General features: G+C 37.0%; 18 protein-coding genes. 10 read left to right on the top strand and 8 right to left on the bottom strand.

Annotation, left to right across the window (positions count from 1 at the left end):
* Positions 1-7 precede the first annotated feature (7 nt).
* From J678_RS10230 to J678_RS10220, 3 genes are all read right to left on the bottom strand, one after another.
* Positions 8-1,225 (bottom strand): IscS subfamily cysteine desulfurase, encoded by a 1,218-nt coding sequence (locus J678_RS10230; protein ID WP_002050229.1) that lies wholly within the window; start codon positions 1,223-1,225, stop codon positions 8-10.
* A gap of 1 nt (position 1,226) precedes the next feature.
* Positions 1,227-1,700 (bottom strand): Rrf2 family transcriptional regulator, encoded by a 474-nt coding sequence (locus J678_RS10225; RefSeq protein ID WP_002050146.1) that lies wholly within the window; start codon positions 1,698-1,700, stop codon positions 1,227-1,229.
* 110 nt (positions 1,701-1,810) lie between these two features.
* Complete coding sequence (locus tag J678_RS10220) at positions 1,811-2,458, bottom strand: hypothetical protein (protein WP_002050024.1); 648 nt, start codon at positions 2,456-2,458, stop codon at positions 1,811-1,813.
* A 210-nt stretch (positions 2,459-2,668) separates the two neighbouring features.
* On the opposite strand from J678_RS10220, the gene J678_RS10215 reads away from it, so the two are divergent.
* The 3 genes from J678_RS10215 (at position 2,669) to J678_RS10205 (ending at position 5,563) form a co-directional block, all read left to right on the top strand.
* Positions 2,669-3,124 carry a phasin family protein gene (locus J678_RS10215; RefSeq protein ID WP_002049921.1) on the top strand — a complete coding sequence of 152 codons (456 nt, stop codon included), beginning with the start codon at positions 2,669-2,671 and terminating at the stop codon, positions 3,122-3,124.
* Positions 3,125-3,293: 169 nt separating this feature from the next.
* The gene (locus J678_RS10210) at positions 3,294-3,566 is read left to right on the top strand and encodes an HU family DNA-binding protein (RefSeq protein WP_001043034.1); all 273 of its coding nucleotides are present in this window, start codon (positions 3,294-3,296) and stop codon (positions 3,564-3,566) included.
* Positions 3,567-3,697: 131 nt separating this feature from the next.
* Positions 3,698-5,563 (top strand): SurA N-terminal domain-containing protein, encoded by a 1,866-nt coding sequence (locus J678_RS10205; RefSeq protein WP_017392835.1) that lies wholly within the window; start codon positions 3,698-3,700, stop codon positions 5,561-5,563.
* 39 nt (positions 5,564-5,602) lie between these two features.
* Here the strand turns inward: J678_RS10205 and J678_RS10200 are convergent, their stop codons facing one another.
* A complete protein-coding gene (locus tag J678_RS10200) occupies positions 5,603-6,547 on the bottom strand; it encodes an AraC family transcriptional regulator (protein ID WP_032027291.1) in 945 nt (314 codons plus the stop codon).
* A gap of 189 nt (positions 6,548-6,736) precedes the next feature.
* Here J678_RS10200 and J678_RS10195 point away from each other — a divergent pair, with 189 nt between their 5' ends.
* Positions 6,737-7,960, top strand: coding sequence for an alkane 1-monooxygenase (locus J678_RS10195; protein ID WP_017392834.1), 1,224 nt, complete (start codon positions 6,737-6,739; stop codon positions 7,958-7,960).
* Positions 7,961-8,078: 118 nt separating this feature from the next.
* Here J678_RS10195 and J678_RS10190 read toward each other — a convergent pair whose 3' ends face one another.
* The 4 genes from J678_RS10190 to J678_RS10175 all read right to left on the bottom strand — a co-directional run bounded on the left by J678_RS10190 (position 8,079) and on the right by J678_RS10175 (position 12,732).
* The gene (locus J678_RS10190) at positions 8,079-9,284 is read right to left on the bottom strand and encodes an acyl-CoA dehydrogenase family protein (RefSeq protein ID WP_017392833.1); all 1,206 of its coding nucleotides are present in this window, start codon (positions 9,282-9,284) and stop codon (positions 8,079-8,081) included.
* A gap of 21 nt (positions 9,285-9,305) precedes the next feature.
* Positions 9,306-10,589, bottom strand: coding sequence for an acyl-CoA dehydrogenase family protein (locus tag J678_RS10185; protein WP_171057468.1), 1,284 nt, complete (start codon positions 10,587-10,589; stop codon positions 9,306-9,308).
* Positions 10,590-10,818: 229 nt separating this feature from the next.
* On the bottom strand, positions 10,819-12,192 hold the full coding sequence (locus J678_RS10180) for an ABC1 kinase family protein (RefSeq protein WP_032027289.1): 1,374 nt from the start codon (positions 12,190-12,192) through the stop codon (positions 10,819-10,821).
* Positions 12,193-12,429: 237 nt separating this feature from the next.
* Complete coding sequence (locus J678_RS10175; protein WP_000120630.1) at positions 12,430-12,732, bottom strand: hypothetical protein; 303 nt, start codon at positions 12,730-12,732, stop codon at positions 12,430-12,432.
* A 190-nt stretch (positions 12,733-12,922) separates the two neighbouring features.
* Between J678_RS10175 and ybaK the strand changes: the two genes are divergently transcribed.
* From ybaK to J678_RS10155, 6 genes are all read left to right on the top strand, one after another.
* Positions 12,923-13,387: a Cys-tRNA(Pro) deacylase gene (gene ybaK, locus J678_RS10170; protein ID WP_017392831.1), complete on the top strand. Its 465-nt coding sequence runs from the start codon at positions 12,923-12,925 to the stop codon at positions 13,385-13,387.
* Between the two features lie 424 nt (positions 13,388-13,811).
* Positions 13,812-15,950, top strand: a complete 2,139-nt coding sequence (gene mtlD / locus J678_RS0104090; RefSeq protein ID WP_017392830.1) for a bifunctional mannitol-1-phosphate dehydrogenase/phosphatase — start codon at positions 13,812-13,814, stop codon at positions 15,948-15,950.
* Between the two features lie 113 nt (positions 15,951-16,063).
* The gene (locus J678_RS0104080) at positions 16,064-16,690 is read left to right on the top strand and encodes a 2'-5' RNA ligase family protein (protein ID WP_017392828.1); all 627 of its coding nucleotides are present in this window, start codon (positions 16,064-16,066) and stop codon (positions 16,688-16,690) included.
* Positions 16,678-17,196 (top strand): bifunctional adenosylcobinamide kinase/adenosylcobinamide-phosphate guanylyltransferase, encoded by a 519-nt coding sequence (cobU, locus tag J678_RS10165; protein WP_017392827.1) that lies wholly within the window; start codon positions 16,678-16,680, stop codon positions 17,194-17,196. The genes J678_RS0104080 and cobU overlap by 13 nt, the downstream gene beginning before the upstream one ends.
* Positions 17,197-17,198: 2 nt before the next feature.
* Positions 17,199-18,254 carry a nicotinate-nucleotide--dimethylbenzimidazole phosphoribosyltransferase gene (cobT, locus tag J678_RS10160; protein WP_017392826.1) on the top strand — a complete coding sequence of 352 codons (1,056 nt, stop codon included), beginning with the start codon at positions 17,199-17,201 and terminating at the stop codon, positions 18,252-18,254.
* Positions 18,247-18,846: a histidine phosphatase family protein gene (locus tag J678_RS10155; protein WP_017392825.1), complete on the top strand. Its 600-nt coding sequence runs from the start codon at positions 18,247-18,249 to the stop codon at positions 18,844-18,846. The genes cobT and J678_RS10155 overlap by 8 nt, the downstream gene beginning before the upstream one ends.
* Positions 18,847-18,913 lie beyond the last annotated feature (67 nt).

Genomic DNA, 18,913 nt, shown 5'->3' with positions numbered 1-18,913 from the left:
TCAATAATTAGTGTTCTGCCCATTCAACTGTAGAAAGATCGATACCTTCTTTGTACATATCCCAAAGCGGAGAAAGTTCACGTAATTTCTCAACAGCGGCTTTGGTAATTGTAAGCACGTGGTCAATATCTTCTTCAGTCGTGTATTTACCAAAACTAAAGCGAATTGAGCTGTGTGCTAGCTCATCAGATAAACCTAATGCGCGAAGAACATATGAAGGCTCTAAAGTTGCAGACGTACAAGCAGAACCACTTGATACAGCAGCATCTTTAAGCGACATCATTAAAGACTCACCTTCAACAAAGTTGAAGCTGACATTTAAATAATTAGCAACGTTTTGAGTCGGGTGACCGTTTAAGAACACTTGTTCAAGGTCTTGTAAACCGTTCCAAAGTTTGTCACGAAGTTTACGAATACGCTCTTGTTCAGCATGCATTGTTTTGCCTGCAATTTCAAAAGCTTCACCCATACCAACGATTTGGTGAGTTGCCAAAGTACCAGAACGCATACCGCGCTCATGACCACCACCATGAATTTGTGCTTTTAAGCGAACACGTGGGCTACGACGTACATATAATGCGCCGATACCTTTTGGACCATAAATTTTATGAGCAGAGAAACTCATAAGATCAATTTTCATAGTAGATAAGTCGATATCAACTTTACCAGCTGCTTGTGCTGCATCTACATGGAAAAATGTTTTGTTGGCACGTGTTAATTCACCAATCGCCGCTACATCTGTAACCGTACCAATTTCGTTGTTTACCATCATAAGAGAAACAAGAATAGTATCTGGGCGAAGGGCAGCTTTAACCATCTCAGGAGTAATTAAACCTGTTTGTGGCTCTGGCTCTAAGTAAGTAATTTCAAAACCTTGTTCTTCTAATTCACGACAAGGGTCTAGAACAGCTTTGTGTTCAATTTTACTTGTAATGATATGTTTGCCTTTAGATGCATAGAATTGAGCAACACCTTTAAGAGCAAGGTTATCTGACTCAGTTGCACCAGAAGTCCAAACAATTTCACGTGGGTCAGCTTTAATTAAATTTGCGACTTGCTCACGTGCATATTCAACTTTTTCTTCTGCCTGCCAGCCATAAGCATGGGAACGAGATGCAGCATTACCAAAGGTACCGTCGAAAGTTAAACACTCCATCATACGTTCTGCAACTTGCGGATCTACTGGAGTGGTTGCTGCGTAATCAAGATAAATTGGACGTTTCATATCAAATACCTGTACCCGATAAAAGAGCTGAATCTGTGCCAGTCACATTTTGGCGTAATGCAACAGTTTGAACGTTGTCTCGGCTAATGAGGTCGGCAAGAGTGATTTTAGCTAAATAGTCGGCAATATGATGAGAGAGTTCTTGCCATAAATCGTGAGTAAGACACATTGCACCATTTTGGCAGTTACCTTTATGGTCACAACGTGTTGCATCAACAGTTTCATTTACGGCTTCAATAATTTCTAACACAGTAATTTCATCAGCGTTTCGAGCCAAATGGTAACCACCATTTGCACCGCGAACACTAGAAACTAACCCATGACGCTTAAGTTTTGCGAACAACTGCTCTAAATAAGCAACTGAAATAGATTGACGTGCGGCAATTTCGGCGAGCGTGATCGTTTGTTCAGTTGGCTGCAAAGCTAAATCAAGTAGAGCAGTCACTGCGTAGCGACCGCGAGTTGTAAGGCGCATGATTCGATACACATGTTAAGACTAGATAATAGGATTTTATGAATCCCGACTAAAATAGTCAAGTTTTTTTATTTTTAATTCAAGTGCAGGATCAAGATAGAAAAAATAAGTTAAGCTACCCACAAATTATATATGAAATAAGCAATAAATATTAGGCTAATTATACCAAAGCACAAGTTAATGTTGCGTTGGCGCTGCTGTAAACGTGAAATTCGATTTTGATACTGTTTAATTTCGACATTCAAAGAATTTATCTCTGAACGCTGTTGATCAATTTTTTCAAGTAAGGGGGCAATTTTTTTACGTGAAGCAAGTGCTTCGGCTTCATCATCTGGAGTATTGAACCATTGCTTCCAGTCAGCTAGGAGCTTAGGTAAAGTGAGATGTGAGATTAAATCGATGAGTTCTTTTTTAGTTTCTGCATCTCCATCAATTCGCATATTGTTTAAACTACGTTGATTTGAAAAAGCAAAAATTTTGATAAGGTCGATGAGAGTACTATTAATTTCTAAGTCAATACGACGATCATAAGAATGAATATCAAATAACAAACCTTTTTCCGTAAATTGCACATAGAAGTTGAAAAATGGCAAGTAGCTATTAATACGGATTGTGATTTTATTTGCGATAAACTTTTTCGCCTGCAAGCGAAGAACACCATCGTGGGTGAGAATAAATGAGAAAAAAGTTTCTAAAATAATTAGAACAATGTTCAGCAACAGACGTGGGTGTTTTTGTCTTTGTTGCGTTTCACTCATAAAAGTTTATCCTTAAATATTAGAGATTAATTAAGAGAATGAGACATCCTATCTCAAACTTAACACATTGTCCTGTTAAATATATTTACATGACATGATTGTTTTGTAGAACAGTTTCATAAATGTATCAAGTCTTGACTTTGTTATTATAAGAATATTTTGTGGTTAAATAAGACTTCATCTGTCTCATCCGATCAGGAGCTTAGGTCAATGGATAATGCAAATATAGAAACACAATCAGAAGAGCAAGGAGATAAAAACAAATTAAAATCAAAAAGTTCTAGAAAGTCTGCATTGGATTTTAGAAAGTATACCAAGCAAATATGGTTAGCTGGTTTAGGTGCTTTCTCTCGTGCAGAAGAAGAAGGCAATAAACTATTTGACTCACTAGTCAAAGTAGGGGAAGAACTTGAGTCTAAAACTGGTGATTTAGCCGATACAACTGTTGGCAAAGTAACCGAAAAGGCGAAAGAGTCAGTGTCTGATACAAAAGACAAGGTCGAAAAAATTTTAGATACCAGTGTAAATCATTCTTTAAATCGAATTGGCTTAGTTACTCCGAAGGACTTACAGCACATTGAACAACTGTTAGTTCAATTGCATATAAAGGTTGATGCTCTTATTGAAGAAAATCAAAAATTGAAGGCAAAATTGAATGAAAAGTAAAAAAATGTAGGGATTTAGCAAATATATAACAGTTTTTTAGCATTTATTTTTGCTAAAAGCTCTGCTCTAGTATTGCGTTTTCCCCCAAAGCATTGCTATAAAGGCGTCATGGCCTTTTAAACTATAGCCTTGGACCTTAAACAAACGATATTAAGAGGATGTTTTATTCATGAATAAATCAGAATTAATCGATGCAATTGCTGAAAAAGGGGGAGTATCTAAGACTGATGCAGGCAAGGCACTCGATGCGACAATTGCGTCAATTACTGAAGCACTTAAAAAAGGTGACACAGTAACTTTAGTTGGTTTTGGTACTTTCAGTGTTAAAGAGCGTGCTGCACGTACTGGTCGTAACCCTAAAACTGGTGAAGAGCTTCAAATTAAAGCAACAAAAGTACCTAGCTTTAAAGCTGGTAAAGGTCTTAAAGATTCAGTTGCTTAATCTTTTAAGATGATTAAACGCGCCGATATAGGCGCGTTTTTTATTAAAAATCTGAATTGACCAATATTGCTCATTCATTCATTGTGGTTTTTCAGTTAAAATTCTCCTCGAAATAAAATATTGGAATACTTATGGAATCGTTTCGTACAGTCATTAAGGGTTGGCTCGGCAAAGTCCTTTTAATTTTGTTTTTGACCCCTTTAGCGCTTGTAGGTATTAATGGATATTTTAATAGGGGAAACAAGGCAGATGTCGCAAAAACTGTAAATGGACAGGACATATCAAAAAAAGACCTTGAAACTTTAACGCAAAGGTATAAAGAACAATATTTAGCTGCTGTAAAAGGTGATGAAAGTTTACTTAATTTACCGGTTATTCAAGCAAAAGCTCTCGATATATTGGTATCTCGTAATTTACTCATTCAGCAAGCTGAAAAATTGGGTATTTCTTTGAGTGATGCTCAAATCGAGCAAATGTTAGCTCAGCAGCCAAGCTTGCAAGAAAATGGTCAGTTTTCACAAAAATTATATGAAAATTATTTGCGTTCAATTGGTATGACAAGCCAAGCCTTAATTGCGAGCTTGCGTCAAGATCACGCTTTGAAAATGTTGACTTCAACTTTTTCTGATTATGCTTTAGTGAGTAAAGTTGATGTAATGCAAATTGCGAATTTGCAAACTGAACAGCGTACATTACATTTAGCTAGTATTAAGTTAGATACCTATAAAACGGGTTTAACAGCATCTAATCAAGAAGCGACTGACTACTACAATAAACATCAAAACGAGTTTAAACAGGCTGCTTCTGTTGATGTAGATTATGTTGTTTTATCTCCGTCCTTAATGGCGAAACCTGCACCAGCAACAGATGCTGAACTCAAACAAGCCTATGCTAAATTTGTAGAAACTCAGCAAAAAAATGCTAAACGTGTTGTGAAGCATATTCTTATTACGACAGATGCTCGTGATGATGCGGCAGCTCAAAAGCTTGCTAATGAGGTATATGCAAAAATTCAAGGCGGTCTTTCATTTGCTCAAGCAGCAGCTCAGTTCTCAGAAGATCCAACTTCAAAAACGAAAGGTGGTTTAGTAGAGGCGTATGCACCTGGTGTTTTCTCTGATGCATTTGATAAAACTGTTTCAAGTCTGAAAAATGGTCAAGTTTCGCAGCCAGTAAAAACACAATATGGTTACCATATTATTGAAGCAGAGACTCCAGCGAATCAAATTCCTTCGTTTGAAGCTGAGAAGGCGCGTTTAACTGCCGAAGTTGAAAAGAATAAGGTTGCTACTGTTTATTCAGATACAGTAAATAGTTTGAATGAAACAATTGTAGGTAATGATTCTTTAGATGCAGTTGTACAGCAAGTTAAAGGTACAAAAATTGAATCATTAAATGGTGTAACTTTAGCTACTCAAAATCCACAACTAAGCGATCCAAACGTAAAAATTAAATTGTTTAATGATGATGTGAAAAATGGCGATCGTAACGCTTCATCAAATATTCAATTAGCGAATGGTGATACTGTTTGGGTTAAGGTGCGTGATTATCATGCTGCTGGCGTTAAACCACTTGCTCAAGCAATGAACGAAGCAAAAGCTAAAGTAATTGATGAGAAAGCACGCAAAGCAGCTCAAGCGAAAATTGCTACCATGTTGACTGAATTCAAAACTCAGCCGGCTGAACAAGTTGTTGCGAAAAATAAAGTACCTTTTGAATCTGCAGGTGTGTTTACTCGTTCACAAGGTTTAAAACGTGCAATTGAGCGTGCAGCATTTAGTGTTCCTGCACCGAAACCTGGTATGTGGTCTGTTACAACAGCGAACTTACCTAATGAATTGGTTGTTGTTGCCGTTTCTAATGTAAATTCAGCTGCGGTAAATGCTATGCCAGCGGATCAGTTAAAGCAATTACAACAGCTTTATCGCCAATCTCGTGGTCAGCAAATACTCGAAGATTACAGCGAATACTTAAAGTCACACGCTAAAATCAAATAAAACTTATGTAATAAAAAAAGCGCTTCGGCGCTTTTTTTATTACTGATCTCTACTACCTATATAATTTTGTCTATATTGTTTAGGCGATAAATCAAATACTCTCTTAAATGCCTGACTAAATGCAGTTTCTGATGAATAGCCGACTTTATTTGAAATTTGTTGAACTGATAAATTACTTGTCCGTAGATATTGGCTCCCTAAGCGAAAGCGATAATGCTGCAAATAAGTAAGAGGTGGTTCACCAATAATATTATTAAAGAGATTGGCAAACTTAGAACGCGACATGCAGCATTGTTCAGCTAATGATTCAACAGTCCAGCTAGCCTCAGGTTGGCTATGGATTGCAGATAGAGCATTACTTAACTCAGGATGTGTTAATGCTCCTAACCAGTTTTGTTGGTCTGACATTTGTTGGATATGGTCTCGAATACATTCAATTAAAAGAATACTGACTAAGTGATCAATAATTTTGTCATGGCCAGGTTGAATTTTTTGTGTTTCGACCGCTAAAAAATAAAGCCCTATTTGCAACCATTCAGGAGGAGTTGTCTGGTTTTCGTGTTGAATATGCATAATAGATGGTAATGCATTAATCAGTGGTCCCGCCATATACGTATCAACTTGACAACGTAGACAGAGCAATAATGTATTTTCAGGTGCTGATGAACCTAACTCAATTGGATCGTGACGATGCCCATTAAATAAGGGAGTAATATCGACAGAATCTACCAGTTTGCTTCCAGTCGCTTTTGAATCTGTAGCTTGATGAGCTTTTCCAGAAGGAATTAAAATAATATCTCCAGCTTTTGCAATTATTTTTTCGACATTATTTATTTGAATATATACAGAACCCGTTAAAACGATGTAAGCCAGTAAAGCAGATTGATCTTGTGTTTTAAAAGCCCATTCACCTTGTGCTTTTATATAAATATATTCAGACTTATTTAAGTGGATATCATCAAAAAATTTACTTAGTGCATCCATGTTTATATGATCAATCATTATTTTAATAAAATTATAGTGAGCTATAAGAATAGATCAACATGTGTTTTTAGGACAAAAAAGTGGAAGAAAATGCCAAAGACTTTGAAATAGGTTTTTTGGACGGTTACAACTGTTAAGCAAATAGTATTTCTTTAACTATATAGATATATAGAAAAAGGAAATATGACTATGAATGCACCAGTGAATGTTCAGCAAGAACTTATGCCAGTGCCAGCGTCTATGCGTGAGATAGATCGTAAGCGCTATTTATGGATGATTAGTCCGGCTCTACCTGTAATTGGTTTAGGTATTTTAGCCGGATACCATTTTGGTCCACGCCCATTAAAGAAAGTATTTGCTTTAGGTGGTCCACTTTTATTACACGTTGTGATTCCTGCAATTGATACAATTATTGGTAAAGATGCGCGTAATCCAACCGATGAAGAAATTAAACTTCTTGAGAAAGATCCATATTATTCGCGTTTAGTGAAAAGCTTTATTCCATTGCAATATGCGGCAAATATTTATGCATGTTATTTAACAAGCCGTAAAGATACTTCATTTATTGACAAAATTTTGCTTGGTATTTCGATGGGTGCCATTAATGGTATTGCAATTAATACAGCCCATGAACTAAGCCATAAACATGATCGTATCGACCATATTTTATCTCATCTTGCTTTAGTACCTACTGGTTATAACCATTTCCGTATTGAGCATCCATATGGCCATCATAAGCGTGCAGCTACGCCTGAAGATCCCGCATCTTCACGTATGGGTGAAACATTCTATGAATTTTGGCCACGTACAGTTATTGGTTCTTTTAAATCAGCAATTGAAATTGAAAAAAATCGTTTAAAACGTAAAGGTAAAGAGTTTTGGTCACTCGATAACGAATTGCTGCAAGGCTGGGGTATGAGTGCTGCTTTCCATGCTTCTATGGTAGGAATTTTTGGTAAAGGTACGATTCCTTATTTAGCAACACAAGCATTTTACGGGATTAGTCTATTCGAAATTATTAACTATATTGAACATTATGGCTTATTGCGCCAGAAAAAAGAAAATGGTCAATATGAACGTACAATGCCAGAGCATAGCTGGAATAATAACAATGTAGTGACCAACTTGTTCTTATATCAGTTACAGCGTCACTCAGATCATCATGCTTATCCAACTCGTCCATTCCAAGCATTACGTCATTTTGACGAAGCACCAGAGTTGCCAAGCGGCTATGCAAGTATGTTGCTACCAGCAATGATTCCTTCATTATGGTTTAAAATGATGGATAAGCGTGTATTTGATCACTACAAAGGTGATTTAAATAAAGCGAATATTTCACCAAAACGTCGTGCAAAAATCTTCAAAAAATTTGGTGTAGTCGATAAGTCATTAAAAACTACACAAGCTGAATAATTAAAAATATATTCCTGAAATACCAAACCCTCTAGTCATGTGGTTAGAGGGTTTTATTTTTGCTAATAAGTCACAGTGCTAAGAAGCAAGGAAGTAAAAAAACTCCCTTGCAATATCTTTATTTTAGTTCACTTGAAGATTTTCCAAGCTCACGACGAGCAATAATAAGTTGCTGGATTTGTTGAGTACCTTCAAAAATATCAAGAATTTTTGAATCACGTGCCCACTTTTCAAGTAGTTCATCTTCGTTATAGCCAACACTTGCTGCTAATTCGACACACATCAAAGTGATTTCGTTGCCTACACGACCTGCTTTTGCTTTAGCGATGGAAGCTTCTTTGGAGTTTGGTTTTTTGTTGTCTGCCATCCATGTGGCTTTCAACATAAGTAACCGTGCAGCTTCCCATTCGGCTTCCATTCGGTAAATTTGCGCAGCAAGGTTGGAAGTTTGCAAATATGGAGTCGAGTAATTGGGATCTAATTGGTCTTTAAAAATTTCTTTAATACGTTCTAAAGAAGCTTTGGCACAGCCAATTGCCATTGCGGCAACTAATGGTCGTGTATTGTCAAAGGTTTCCATTACACCGGCAAAACCTTTTGCAACATCAATTTCAGGATTACCAAGCAAGTTTTCAGCCGGAACACGACAGTCAGTAAAACTAATAACGGCTGTATCAGAAGCTTTGATACCTAACTTATGTTCAAGTCGTTCAACTTTCATTCCGGGTGTGCCCTTAGGCACCACAAATGATTTGATGGCTGCACGTCCAAGTTTTCGGTCAAGTGTAGCCCATACAACCACCGAGTCCGCACGTTCACCAGAAGTTACGAAAATCTTTTCACCATTTAAAATATAGTCATTGCCATCTTTAGTTGCCGTAGTACGGATCGCAGCAGAGTCAGAACCACAGCCTGGTTCAGTAATCGCCATAGCTGCCCATGTTCCTTTAAAACGTTCTAGTTGCTCATCATTTGCGACCGCGGCAATTGCAGAGTTTCCTAAACCTTGACGTGGCATACTGAGTAATAGCCCAGTATCGCCATAGCACATTTCAATGATGCCTAACGCTGTTGACATGTTAGTTCCGTTACGGACACCTTCATTATCAGATTCACCACGTTTTCCTGCACCGGCAGCACCTGCATTAATTCCTTCACCGCCTTCATTCATGCCATCAATGAGTGAAGCGAGCATATCGAGTTCTTTCGGATAAGCATGTTCTGCTTTATCGTATTTACGGGAAATAGGGCGTAATACATTGATCGCAACATCATGTGCTTGATCAATCATCATTTTGAATTTTTTTGGATTTTGTAAATTCATGAAAATATCCTCTGATTGATCTTAAGCATGTAAGCCAGAATGTAAAATTGCGGTTGCACGTAAATCACGATACCAACGTTCAACAGGGTGTTCTTTTGTGAAACCATGACCACCTAAAATTTGTACGCCATCTGTTCCTATTTTCATTGATTTTTCTGCGCAAAGAATACGAGCTAAATATGCTTCACGGTGGAATGGCTTACCTGCTTCGGCAAGGCTTGCGGCATTTAGAATCAGCATGCGCATAGCATCAATTTCAATTGCCATATCTGCAATCATGAATGCGACACTTTGACGATGTGAAATTGGTTCTCCGAAAGCAGTTCGCTCATTGGCATATTTAATACAATAGGCTTTTACCGCTTCACATGTTCCTACAGCCATTGCACACCACATAAGATTGCCTAAATCTAGAAAGGCGGTGTAATCAAAATCTGTTGTGCCTAATCGTAGAGCAGGTGTATGGCTGAATTTTAAAGTAGCTGTCTCTGTTGCTTTGAGACCCATAGCAGGGGTACTTTTAATGGAAATGGTATCGCCCGCTTGAACTACAAACACATCCGGCTTGCCATTAAAATCTGCACTCACCAAGAACACATCAGCTAAATCACCTAAAATGACTAAGGTTTTTTCACCTTCTATAAAATATTGATTATTTTCAAGAGAAGCTTTTGTTTTTAAGATATATGGGTTAAATGCCGGAGTAGCTTCTTGTACAGCGAAAGTGGCGGTAATGTCTGAGTCTTCTGCAAAGCAAGGTAAATACATTGACTGAACTTCAGTAGAACCCCAACGTGTAATCGCATTAATAACGCTAAACGTACTTAAAAGTCCTGCTGTAAGACTAAAATCACCTTCAGCTAGTTTTTCAGCAATCAATAGGTTACTTACAATATTTTGTTCAGCGGCGACACCACCTAGTGCTTCTGGAAGAGCATAATAATTTAGTCCTAAATCTTCTACATTTTGCCAAAGGCTTTCTGGAAATTGACCTGCCTGATCAGCATCATGAGCTAATCCTAATAAAACTTCTTGAGCAAATTGAGACATTGCATCAGAAGTCATTTGTTGTTCTTCGGTGAGGCTTAAGTCAAATAGGTTTTTCTTCTGTTGAGGTAGACGCTGTTGGGGGATTTGCTTAGGTTTAAATGCTTTCTGAGTCTGACTTAATGCTCTAAATCCAGCTTTTGAACCTTGATAAAGAGACTTTTCAAGAAATTTACGTAGTTTGAGTTGATCAAGTACATCGCTTCCAGCTAATTTCGTGATCAGCGATAAACCCAACCCTTGGGCTTTATTGATCATATTTGTCATGATTGTGGTGTCCTAACACATTGTTATTGTTTTATGCTGACACGCTGTATAAGAAAAAACTATGTCGTTGCTGACATTCAAAAAATGAGCAGATAAATGGTAAAAGCAAAATAGGTTTTGATCTATATTTCTGATTTTATAAAATAAAATAAATTTTTAAAAAGAACTATTTTGTTTGGATTGACTAGAATGACAGGGAATCATTCTAGTCTTAATAATATTAAGCAAAGTTACGAATCATACGTCGTACATTTGTTTTGGCATCAATAACAGTCATAAATGTATATGCGCCAATAAACTTACGGCTAATAAACATAAATTCTTTTGGAGGAACCGAGAAATATCGAGACGCCATTGATTTGCTTGCTTGCTGCATAACACGACTATGTAACTGGCTCTTTTTCCAGTCATAACGTTCATGTTCATCCATCAGGCCCACTGGCATATCTGCATTATTTGCAGGGGTGCTGAATGCTTCTGTCGCAAGTAAAAAGACATCGGCCATGCCGGGTTTAATACTTTCAGGCATTGCATCGAAGAACTCATATCCAGTCATTGCTTGAACCATCGCATGTTTATCATGCTGATAACCCGCTTGTATAAGATTACGAGCAACTGAGAGTAAATGCTCATCGAACTGACGGATCGCGCCAAAGTCTAATAGTACAATTTTATCCTGAATATCTTGGCCATTACCTAAACGAACAAGGTAATTACCAAAGTTAGGGTCAGTTTGCATTTCGCCCCATTCAAAAATCTCACGAACTGCAATCTCTAGTGAAGCTTCACCGAGCTGATTACGTCGTTCTTGAGGAAGGGAAAGCATGACTGGACTATTAATTGGCACGCCACGTTCAAAGGTCATGCATAAGACTTGATCGGTACAGTATTCATCTACAATTGTAGGGACAATATAGCGCTCATCATCTTTTAAACGTTCAGCAAAGCGACGTGTTGTGGCTGCCTCTACGTGATAATTGACTTCACGATGCATCATTTCACGTACTTCATCAAACCACTGATCAAACTCACGAGTTTGAGGAACCATACGTGTAAGCTTAAGCATGTTTTTAAACAGGCTCATATCCGAGTCAATTGCATTCGCAACACCAGGGTATTGAATTTTTAAAACTAATTCTAAACCGTCTGATTTACGTGTTGCGCGATGAACTTGTGCCAGAGAAGCCGTACCGATAGGCTCATGATCAATTGTTAAATCATTTAACTTAGAACCTAGTTGTTCTTGTAAATGAGGTTTAATTGCTGGCCAGTCTAAAGCAACAGTTTGGTTATTTAGGGTATTTAAAGCTTGAGTAATTTCTTCTGGTAAAAAATGTTCACCATAAAGCGCCATCATTTGGCCAATCTTGACAATAGAACCTTTAAGTTTGCCAATTTCAGAAACAAGATAATTAGCTTGCTCACTCATTGCTTTCTTACGCTTCTTCTCTTTTTCTTCTTCACTAGAAAAGAGGGAAGAGGCACTTGCAGTAGCCCAACGTGTTCCTGCCAGTAAAGAAGCTTTCGCGATTGATAAGCGTCGATCCATGGAAGAAGTTTTTAAACTCTTAAGCTTATCGTTCTGATTTGACATGAAAATAGAATCCTATGCGCATCATGCAGCCAAACGCTGGTGATCTAAAATTGTAACGAATATTACATGTTTTGAACGTATTAAAATAGTTCCCTCAGACTGAATGGTGAGTTGAAAGTCTCATTTTGGATTTTAATTTTCTACAAATAGCCTAAGCGTTAGAGAGAAAATTAAAATATCCATCCTTCAGAAAAAATAAACCACTATAAAACGTCGTATCAGATGCTAACCGTGAAATTACATTTTAAACTGAATTTTCAATTCAGCCTTTTGCATTAAATGCATACGATTGGCTTGAATATGTTGAATAACCATTTGCTTGACGGAATCATGCATAAAACCAAGCGCATGAGCCTTTACAATAATGATGCTAGGCAGTGTATAGAAAAAGTACTTAACATCATCAAAAGTCGCATTATTAAAAATGCCTTGTTCGATTAAGGTCTGCTGTAAAAATTGCTTTTCATTTAATACATGATCTGAAGACTCATCCCAAAAACGGTGACGCATTGCCATCAGATTATTGTGTTTGTAACTCATAAATTCGCCAGTTCAGACTTTAAATCTCAACTAAATATATTGGAGTCATCTACTCAATATCAAGTTTAGATTGTTTTTTGTTCGATGTTCGTTTGATTTTTCATGTAAAGGATGTAAATAGCCTAAGCAAATTTTAAACTTTTTTTAAAATAAATATAATCAAACTCATTTCATTAAAATCTAAAATCCTATGACTCCTGCATGTAGATTGTTAAAAAGTAACAAAATCGAATTTTCCATTCATGAATATGAACATGATGCAAATGCTAAAAGTTTTGGTTTGGAAGCCGCAGAAAAGTTAAACCTTGATGTAAACGAGGTGTTTAAAACACTTCTTGTTACCGATGAGAAAAATTATTTTGTTGCGGTTATACCAGTTAACCATCAACTCAATTTAAAAAAAGTAGCTACGGCAATGGGCTGTAAAAAATTACAGATGGCAAATCCTAAAGATGCCGAACGTTTAACAGGGTACTTAGTGGGTGGAATTAGTCCATTAGGTCAAAAGAAACGCTTAAAGACAGTGATTGATGCCTCTGCACAAGAGTTAAGCAAAATTTATGTAAGTGGTGGTAAAAGAGGATTAGATATTGGTTTAAATCCTAAAGACTTGGCACACATATTAACGGCGCAATTTGTAGATGTACTTGATTGATTAAAAAAAGGGCATAGCAAGTTGACACACTAAATGAAAATGATTATCATTATTATGTATTGTTTAGTTCTACCAGAAAATAACAAAAATTATATGAGTTTCTGGTATTGGTAGACCTGCAAGACATAATAAAAATGCAGGTTTGTTAGCAGTAAATGGACCTAAGAAAAACAAACATGATCAGCGCATAAAAAGAAGAAGCAAAGGTAGCAAGCGAGGAAGGCTTGCTACCTTTGTACTTAAACTCAGTTTCAGAATTATCTATATTGTTCAACCTTTTTGAGTATTTAACTCTTCTCAGTAACAGATTTCTTATATTTGTGGTTAAAAAATAACCACTAATGTTTCATTTATTATCATCCTGCCTTTTTAAGCAATTTTTTGTATACCCTGAATAAAACATGATCAAAAAAGAGGTAAAAACGTGCTTATTTTTCATGGAAAACCTGTTCATGGAGCTATCTTTGATATGGATGGGACAATGTTTGATACTGAACGGTTACGGTTTCAAACATTGCAACAGGCATCTCAAGAACTCATTGGACAGGAGTTTTCACACGAATATTTAATGCAATGTTTGGGATTAAGCGCGACAACGGCGGAAAAGCTTGCACAACGTTTATACGGAGTAGATGTTCCATATAAGGAAATTAGAAAACGTGCCGATGAGATGGAACTAGAACATATTCGAAAACACGGTGTGCCTATTAAAAAAGGTCTGGTTCAAGTTCTAGAGCGTTTAAGAAAATCCGGTCTAAGAATGGCTGTGGCCACCTCAAGCCGTAGAGCAATTGCCGAAGAATATTTAATTAATGCGAATGTTTATAAATTTTTTGATGTCATTACTTGTGGAGATGAAGTAGAACAAGGGAAGCCACATCCAGAAATTTTTCTCAAAGCGGCTAGTCAACTTCATTTAGACGCCAACCAATGTTTAATGTTTGAAGATTCAGAAAATGGTTTAACCTCGGCTCACACCTCAAAAGGTTTAACAATTTTATTAAAAGATATTAAAGAACCTAATGATGAAATGCTGGAAAAAGCGCATTTTTATTATGGCCAGATGTATGATTTTTTAACTGACCTCGACCAATTTATTCCTGTTATGGATATGCCAGAGATACAGGAACCTTTTCCGCAAAGTCTGAATCAGCTTACTGTTGGAATACATGGTTTCGGTGCTATTGGTGGTGGTTATATAGCACAGATCTTGTCGCATTGGGATGGTTATACGAAACCAAAACGTATTATTGCGTCAACAAGAAATAGTCTTTTCCGCGAGGCTGTAAATGCGTTTGGAACCTATAGTATTCGCTATGGGCAATTTTCTTATGATGAACGTATTGAGAATATGACCATTGTTGACTCTGACAATGAACAACAAATGTTAGAGATGTACACTCATTCAAGCTTGATTGCATTATGTTTGCCTGAGCAAGCAATTGAAACTGAAGCACAGATAATCGCAAAAGGGTTATATGCACGTTTTAATTCACAACTTGAAACATGTATAGAACCCTTAACCTTTCTAATTATTTTAAATAAGGTGGGTGCGAAATATTTGGTGATGAAGCATCTTAAAGAAGCTCTACTCGAGTTAACTAACGATGAAGATGTCACCGAGCATATTTTAAAAGAGCATTATTTTTGCGATACCGTAGTTAATCGTATGGTTTCAAAACTTTCTAATCAGAATTTATATCGTCAACTTCGTATTAAGCATAATTTTCTTGAACAGCATTTAGAAGATGTTGAACAAGAAGACCAAATCGAAATTGAAGACTGTAATAAACTGACTCAAGATCAGCAAAATCAGGCTTCTATCTATGTTGATAATATGCGCCGTAATTTTCAGCCGGGACATATTTTACAAAGCATGGATTTAATCTTGTTCCATAGTGAAACAGATATGCCAATTTATGTAGAGAAAGGCAGCCCTTTACTTGAAAAGTTGCGTCAGGTGGTGTTGGTTGACCAAATTACTGACATTCAACTCATTAAAAACCGTTTATGGAATGGTATACATGCGATGCTTGCTTGGTATGCATCTTTAATGGGTTATGAATCTATTGGTGTTGCCATGGGTGATCATTCAGTTAAAGCATTTGCAGAAAACTTAATTGCAGAAGTGAAGCAGGGACTTGCAATTGTATTACCTACCTATGCAAAAGATCTGGATCGAATGTCACAAAGTTTTCTAGACTCATGTGAATATGCATTTAAAGATCCTTGTCAACGCGTAGCTAGAGATCCACTACGCAAACTCAATCACAATGAACGTGTTATGGCATCAATTGCAGTGAATATTCGTCATGATTTACCTTATAAAAATTTATTAAAAGGTGCTGCTTTAGGTTATGCCTATGCGATTCAATTTTTAGAAATTGAAGAGACTAAAGCAGTTGAACATCTGCAACAACAAATTCAAAACTTAGAATTGAGTACAAATCAAAGAAGACAGCTTGAAGTTGAGTTGGTTCAACTTATTCAATATTTGTTTTCTGAACAAGGTAAACAACCTTTGGACATTAAGTTGAACAATGCCAAAACTACACTCACTTAATATGTTTAAATGTGCTTAATGAATTAACCTCAACAATTGAAAGCCAAACATGTTTTAATACGAAATTTGTATGATTTTGAATTAAAACGGTGCTTTTAAAACCCTCCACACTCATGGTGCCGACGTCTATGCGGGATTATCCTGAATGGCACCTTGGGCGTCAAAATTACGCTTTATGGTACCTAGAAATTAATGATCAGAAATTAGTTCATTATCTAGATCAATTGCGTGCGCATTTTTCAGAATTTCTAGTAGAGCCTAATCACCGTCAATATCATGTCACGCTGTTTATATGCGGTTTCTTGACTCATGAAACTAAAGTTCACTGTGATGATTTTAGTTTTACTGAGTTTGAGCAGCATAAGAAAGTTCTAATACAAGAAAATTTTGCTCCATTTCAATTAAAAACTGGTTCGGTTGATAGCTTTAGTAGTGCTTTATTTGTAGAAATTCAGGATAAAGAAAATATCTTATCTTTCATACGTCAAAAATTAGACTCAATTTCTAATGAAATTGCCGCTTTAGATTACTATCCGCACATTACATTGGGTTTGTATAAAAAAGACTATAGTAGTGATTTGATTTTACAAAAAATTTCTCAATTACCTGTACAATACGATCAGGCTGAATTTGATCTTAAAGTTGAGCATTTAACCTTTGGTTATTATGAGGCTCAAATTTTACAAGGGCAGCTGTATCCGTATCAGCATTTGTTTTTAGGTGAGCCATGTTGCAATTGATTTTAGGTGGTGCTCGTTCTGGTAAAAGCCGACTGGCTGAACAAACGGCCATATCTATGCAATTAGCTGTCACTTATGTGGCGACGGCGCAAGCGCTAGATCCAGAAATGCAAAGCCGGATTGCCCATCATCAAAATCAGCGACCTATTCACTGGGCATTGGTTGAGGAACCATTATTTTTAGCAAAAGCTCTGCAAGAAATTGATCGACCTAACCAAATTATTCTGGTGGATTGTTTAACACTTTGGCTAACCAATTTGTTACTTTTAGAAGATAAAAACGTTCAACAATTTGAGTGTGAACAGCTGTTAAAAGTTTTACCTACACTCCAGTCAGAAATTATTTTAGTAAGTAATGAAACGGGTTTAGGCATTGTGCCACTCGGTGAGATAAGCCGCCGTTTTGTCGACGAAGCAGGAAGGCTACATCAAGCCTTAGGGCAAATTGCAGATAAGGTTGTGTTTTGTGTGGCGGGGTTTCCAATGATTTTAAAAGGTGATAAATAAAAATGAACTGGTGGTTAGAATCTGTACAGAAACCTAATCTGGACGCAAAACAACAAGCGGAGCAACACCAACTCCAGCTTACTAAACCTACAGGTGCCTTAGGAGATTTAGAGCAGATTGCAATTACACTTGCTAGTTTACAGTCAAATGCACATCCACAAGTTAACCATCCCTGGATTACAATTTTTGCAGGTGATCATGGTGTAGTTGAAGAAAATATCTCTGCATACCCTCAAGCTGTTACCCGTCAAATGTTGCAAAACTTCACAACTGGTGGTGCGGCAATTAGTGTTATTGTTAAATATCATCCAGCCCATTTACAAGTCATTGACTGTGGCACAGTAGGTGAACCATACCAATATGCAGGCGTTGAACGTCATTGTATTCGTGCCGGCACAGCAAATTTTGCCAAACAAGCTGCAATGAATGCTGACGAATGCCATGCTGCTTTAGAGTTAGGGAAAAAAAGTGTAGATACTGCTAAAGGAAATGGAGCAGATATTTATATTGCAGGTGAAATGGGTATTGGAAATACCTGTTCAGCTTCTGCGTTAGCCTGTCTTTTATTAAATGATACGGCTGAGCAATTAACGGGAGTTGGTACAGGAATTGGTGCCGATCAGTTAAGACATAAAATTGAAGTAATTGAAAAAGCAATTGAACTTCACCATAAACATGTCATTGGTGATGTCTTTAAAACACTATGTGCTGTAGGTGGTTTGGAAATTGCGGCAATTACAGGTGCTTATATTCGCTGTGCGCAAGTGGGTTTACCTGTGATTGTGGATGGTTTTATTAGTTCTGTAGCCGCTTTATGTGCAGTGCGAATGAACCCTAAAGTACGTGACTGGATGTTATTTGGTCATCAATCGGCTGAGTATGGACACCTACGTATTTTACAAGAACTTAATGCTGACCCGATTTTGAAGATGAACTTGCGTTTAGGCGAAGGTAGTGGGGCTGGTACTGCTTTGGCATTAGTTAACATGGCATGTGTCTTACATAACCAAATGGCTACCTTTGCTCAAGCTGCTGTAAGCGGGGATAAAATTGGGTAAATTTAGGATCGATTTGCTCAGACATGGTGAAAGTCAGTATAGCCATACTTTACGTGGGCATTTAGATGATGAGTTAACAGCAAAAGGTTGGCAGCAAATGCAGTCAACCATTGAGCAAGTCACAGACCAGACATGGGATGTTATTGTAAGTTCCTCATTAAAACGATGTTCTTGTTTTGCTGAGGAACTTGCCAAAACAGCAGAACTCCCTTTACTTATAAATCATGACTTAAAAGAAATGTATTTTGGGGAGTGGGAAGGTATCTCAACTCAGCAAATTTATGAAACTTCACCTAAATTACTTGCAAACTTTTGGCAAGAACCAAGTCAATATTGTCCACCTCGCGCTGAAACATTAAACCAGTTTCAAAAAAGGGTTCTGAAAGGGTTTCAGGATTTGGTTACGCATATGCAAAAACATAATTTACAGCATGCTTTAGTTGTTACTCATGGGGGGGTGATTAAGCTATTGGCTTGTTTAGCCGAGCAGCAACCTTTAGATGACTTACTTAAAATGTCGGCAGAGCTTGGTAAATTATATTCTTTTGAATTTTCTGAAGCAGATGGTCAATTAACTTTTATGTTGAGATAGATGAATTTTATATTTTTATACACTTGTAAGTTATTATTTTTATAAAGATATTTTAAACTATGTAATA

The sequence above is a fragment of the Acinetobacter sp. 1424608 genome, from assembly GCF_000588255.1.
GTDB lineage: Bacteria > Pseudomonadota > Gammaproteobacteria > Pseudomonadales > Moraxellaceae > Acinetobacter > Acinetobacter nosocomialis.
The sequence above is the reverse complement of the archived record's forward strand: the minus strand, read 5'-3'. Positions and strand labels throughout refer to the sequence as shown.